The organism is Nocardia farcinica (assembly GCF_029867845.1).
Taxonomy (GTDB): Bacteria; Actinomycetota; Actinomycetes; order Mycobacteriales; family Mycobacteriaceae; genus Nocardia; species Nocardia farcinica_A.
The window spans coordinates 1-4,410 of record NZ_JARWRU010000965.1 but is presented as its reverse complement, the minus strand read 5'-3'; the positions used below and the strand labels follow the sequence as shown (position 1 = coordinate 4,410).

5 protein-coding genes are annotated in these 4,410 nt (G+C 73.7%); 3 read left to right on the top strand and 2 right to left on the bottom strand.

Translation table 11 applies throughout. The features are described from left to right. Positions 1 to 29 precede the first annotated feature (29 nt). On the bottom strand, positions 30 to 857 hold the full coding sequence (locus QH283_RS21250; protein ID WP_280504732.1) for an NADPH-dependent oxidoreductase: 828 nt from the start codon (positions 855 to 857) through the stop codon (positions 30 to 32). Between the two features lie 177 nt (positions 858 to 1,034). On the opposite strand from QH283_RS21250, the gene QH283_RS21245 reads away from it, so the two are divergent. After that, the gene (locus QH283_RS21245) at positions 1,035 to 1,787 is read left to right on the top strand and encodes a siderophore-interacting protein (RefSeq protein WP_280504731.1); all 753 of its coding nucleotides are present in this window, start codon (positions 1,035 to 1,037) and stop codon (positions 1,785 to 1,787) included. Between the two features lie 83 nt (positions 1,788 to 1,870). Continuing rightward, entirely contained in the window at positions 1,871 to 2,668 is a 798-nt protein-coding gene (locus tag QH283_RS21240; RefSeq protein WP_280504730.1) for a M50 family metallopeptidase, read from the top strand. On the opposite strand, the gene QH283_RS21235 is transcribed toward QH283_RS21240, so the two are convergent. Next, on the bottom strand, positions 2,578 to 3,186 hold the full coding sequence (locus QH283_RS21235) for a gluconokinase (RefSeq protein ID WP_324246284.1): 609 nt from the start codon (positions 3,184 to 3,186) through the stop codon (positions 2,578 to 2,580). The two genes, QH283_RS21240 and QH283_RS21235, sit on opposite strands and share 91 nt — an antisense overlap. A gap of 116 nt (positions 3,187 to 3,302) precedes the next feature. On the opposite strand from QH283_RS21235, the gene QH283_RS21230 reads away from it, so the two are divergent. Further along, positions 3,303 to 4,410: serine/threonine-protein kinase (locus QH283_RS21230; RefSeq protein WP_280504729.1), on the top strand; the 1,108-nt coding region annotated here is incomplete at its 3' end.

Here is a 4,410-nt window from a genome sequence, read left to right as displayed (position 1 = left end):
TCGGAGCAGTGGGGTCGGAGCAGTGGGGATCAGAGCAGTGGGAAGCCCTGCTTCTCCAGCGAGCCGCGCAGGCGGTCGCGGCCGGACAGGCTCTCCGCCGAGGCCAGCCGCTTCAGGACCCGGTCGATCCAGGAGTGCTCGAGCTGCTGCTCGGCGTAGAACTCGGCGATGCGCGCCTCGTAGGCCTCGACGTGCGCGCGCTGAGCGGCCAGGTCGTAGATCTCGTGGTGCAGCACCGCCTGCTGCGGCAGCCGCGGCTTGACCTGGGCGTTTTCGCCGGGGTCGGGATGGCCGACGACCAGCCCGAAGGTGGCGAACACGCCGGGCGGCAGGCCGAGTTCGGCGGCGACCTCCTCCGGCTTGTTGCGGATGGCCCCGATGTAGACGGTGCCGAGGCCGAGGGACTCGGCGGCGACGACGGTGTTCTGGGCGGCCAGCGCGGCGTCGATGAACCCGACGTAGCTGGACTCCAGATAGTCCGCGCCGTCCAGTGGCGCGCCCCGGTCGGCGGCCAGCTGCCGCAGCCGGGCGAAGTCGGCGGTGAACACCAGCAGCACCGGGGCCTGCACGATGTGCGCCTGGTCGCCGGCCAGGGCGGCCAGGCGGGCCTTGCGCTGCGGGTCGCGCACCGCGACGACCGACCAGACCTGGAGGTTGGAGGAGGTCGGGGCGGACTGGGCGGCCGAGATCAGCAGCCGGAGGGTGTCGTCGGAGACGTCGTCGGGCAGATAGCGCCGCACCGACCGATGGTCGTGCAGGACCGCCAGGGTCGGATTCCAGTCGGCGGGTCCGGTGGTCCCGGCGTCGCGGTAGCGCCTGCGCACGCTGTCGGTCGGGGTGGGAGCGATCTGTGTCATGGGCGCCATGATCTCGCGGGCGCGCGCGGGCAGTCAGCGGTAACTCTCACGGTGAACCGAATCCCGCGCGGCGCCCGGGCCAGGTACCTTGGTTAGGCAAACCTTATTCCGATGGTCGTACCCGTCCCCAGCCCTCGTCCCCCCAGCCCTCACCCGCCCCTCGTCACGGAGGTTCTCTTGGCCCGCCAACGCGCCACCCTCACGGTCCTGCGCTCCGAACGCCTCACCGGCCACCTCATCCGGGTGTACTTCACCAGTGCCGATTTCCGCCCCGGCGAGTTCAGCGACTCCTACGTCAAGTTCATCTTCGACCGCGACGGCCAGGAGGTGCTGCGCACCTACACCGTCCGCCGGGTCGACCCCGCCACCGGCGAGATCGCGGTCGACTTCGTGCACCACGGCGAGGAGGGCATCGGCGGGCCGTGGGCCGCCGGTGTCACGCCCGGCGCCACCGTGGACGTCTACGGTCCCGGCGGCGCGTACTCGCCGCGCGCGGACGCCGACTGGCACCTGCTCGCGGGCGACGAGGCCGCGCTGCCCGCCATCGCGGCCGCCCTCGCGCCCTTCCCCGCGGGGGGGGCGGGCCACGCCTGCGTGGTGGGGGCCTCCCCGGCCGACGAGCTCGCGCTGGTCGCACCCGAGGGCATCGAGCTGACCTGGCTGCACCGTGGCGACCGCCCGGCGGGCGAACTGCTCGCCGAGACGGTGCGCAGCGCGCCCTGGCGCGAGGGACAGGTGCAGGTGTTCATCCACGGCGAGGCGCGGGCGGTCATGCACGATTTGCGCCGCTACATCCGCCGCGAGCGCGAGGTGCCCGCGCAGTGGGCGTCGTCCATCTCCGGCTACTGGCGGCGCGGGCGCACCGAGGAGGGCTTCCGCCGGTGGAAGGCCGAGCTGGCCGAGGCCGAGAGTGTGCTCGCCGCGGGCTGATCCGCCGCACACGGGCGCACTCGGTCCGATGAGCCCGCGCCGGACCGCTGCGGCGCGAGCGCGCGCTCGCTAGGGTTCGGCGGGTGCAGACCGACGAACTCTTCGAGCGCGGCGCCTCCCTGTGGGACCGGCTCACCACCACCCAGGAACCGCCGCCCTGGCAGCTGGTGCTGGTGACCGCCGCGCTCGCGCTGGTGCTGGTGTCCTACGGACCGCTGTGGCGGCTGGCCCGCAATGTCGTCACGATCGTGCACGAGGGCGGGCACGCGCTGGCCGCCCTGCTCACCGGACGCAGGCTCGACCGCATCACCCTGCACTCGGACACCTCCGGGCTCACGGTGTCGAGCGGAAAACCCTACGGCCCCGGCATGATCCTCACCGCGCTGGCCGGATATCCGGCGCCGCCGCTGCTGGGGCTGGGCTTCGCCGCGCTGCTCGGCGCCGACCGGATCACCCTGATGTTGTGGACCTCGATCGCGCTGCTGGCCGCCGTGCTGGTCAAGGTGCGCAATCTCTACGGCGTCTTCACCGTGGTCTCGCTCGGCGCGCTGATCGTCGTGGTGTCCTGGTTCGGCACCGACATCGTGCAGGCCGCCTTCGCCTACCTGGCCGCCTGGTTCCTGCTGTTCGCCGGTCTGCGGCCGGGGATCGAGATGCAGCGGGGCCGCAGACGCCGCTGGGGCAATCCCGGTGGGGTCGGCTCCGACGCCGACCAGCTGGCCGGGCTCACCCGGTTGCCCGCGCTGTTCTGGGTGCTGGTCTTCGCCGCCGTCGCCGTCGGCGCGCTCGTCTACGGCGGCGGGCTGTTGTTCTCCGAGGCCACCGGGATCTGCGTGCCGCTGGTGTCCTCCGGCGACTGCCCGGCGCCGCGATTCGGCTGAGCCGATCCCTTCCCGGCACGGAGCAGGCTCACGGCCCGATCGGCCAGCTCCTCGGGCGGCATCGTCCCGTCCAGCACGATGCCGGCCTCGTCGGCGGCGAGCGGTTCCAGCGTCGCCAGCTGCGAGCCGAGCAGCGTCGGCGGCATGAAGTGCCCGCGGCGCTGCCGCAGCCGCCGCTCGAGTTCATCGCCCGCGACGTCGAGGTGGACGAAGACCAGCTCGGGGGTCGCGGCGCGCAGGCGGTCCCGATAGGCCCGGGCCAGCGCCGAGCAGCTGAGCACCGCGCCGTCCCGCGCCCCGGCCAGCGCCTCGGCGAGCCGATCCAGCCACGGCGCGCGGTCGGCGTCGGTGAGCGCGTCGCCCGCGCGCATGGCGGCGATGTTGGCGGGCGGATGGAAGTCGTCGCCCTCGAGGAAGGGCAGGCCGAGCGCCGCCGCCAGCCGCCGTCCGACCGTCGACTTGCCCGCGCCGGACACGCCCATCACCACCACGCGCAGAGGTGTCGTCTCACCGGCCACCGCGCCATCATGCCCGCCACACGGGCCGTTGTCCCGGGGGCGCGATGCCTGTCGCGGCCGTCGCGCGGGCATGGGTAGCCTTTCGGCAGTTCTATTCGAAGGGAACCTCGTTCGCGATGCAACCGCTCGGCCATGACGACCCTCGCCGGATCGGCGACTACCGGCTCCTCGGCGTGCTCGGCGTCGGCGGAATGGGGCGGGTGTATCTGGGCCGCAATGCCGGTGGCCGCACCGTCGCGGTCAAGGTCATCCGCCCCGATCTGATCGCCGACCCGGAATTCCGCACCCGCTTCCAGCGGGAGGTGGCCGCGGCCCGGCGGGTGGGCAGCTCGTGCACCGCGCCGGTGCTCGACGCCGACGTCGACGCCGACCCGCCCTGGCTGGCCACCGGCTACGTGGCCGGTATCGCCCTCAACGACGCCGTCGACCGGTTCGGCCCGTTCGGCGAGCGCAGCCTGATCGTGCTGGCGCGCGGCCTGGCCGAGGCGCTGGTGGCCGTGCACGAGGCGGGCGTGGTGCACCGCGACCTGAAGCCGTCGAACGTGCTGCTGGCCATCGACGGCCCGAAGGTGATCGACTTCGGCATCGCCCGCGCCGTGGAGGACACCGCGCTGACCACCACCGGCAAGGTCATCGGCTCGCCGGCCTTCATGTGCCCGGAGCAGGTGACCGGCGAGCCGGTCGGGCCTGCGGGCGACATGTTCGCCCTCGGCGGGGTGCTCACCTACGCGGCGACCGGGCAGGGCCCCTTCGGCGGCGGCGACACCGTGCAACTGCTGTTCCGCATCGTCTACGAGGAACCGGCCGTCGACGCCGTCCCCGAGGTGCTGCGCGGGCTGGTCGCGGCCTGCCTGGCCAAGGATCCCGCCGCGCGCCCGACCCCGCGACAGCTGCTCGAACACCTCGACGGCCTCGGCGGCAACGAACGCACCGGCTGGCTGCCGCCCGCCGTGCTCGAGGAGGTCAGCCAGCGCGCGGTACGCCTGCTCGATCTGGACTCCGGCCCCGGCGACCTGCCCGCGGGCCCGCCGGCCCGTCCCGGCACACCACCGCACGCCCAGCCCCTCCCCTACGCCCAGCCCCTCCCCTACGCGCAGCACCGGCCCCCGGGGTACGACCCGACGGCATCCGGCTCGATCTCGGGACCGCATGCCACCCAGGCCGATCCGACCGGAGGCCGCCCGTTCGCCCAGCCCGCCACCGGCGGCTGGAACACCGCCGGCG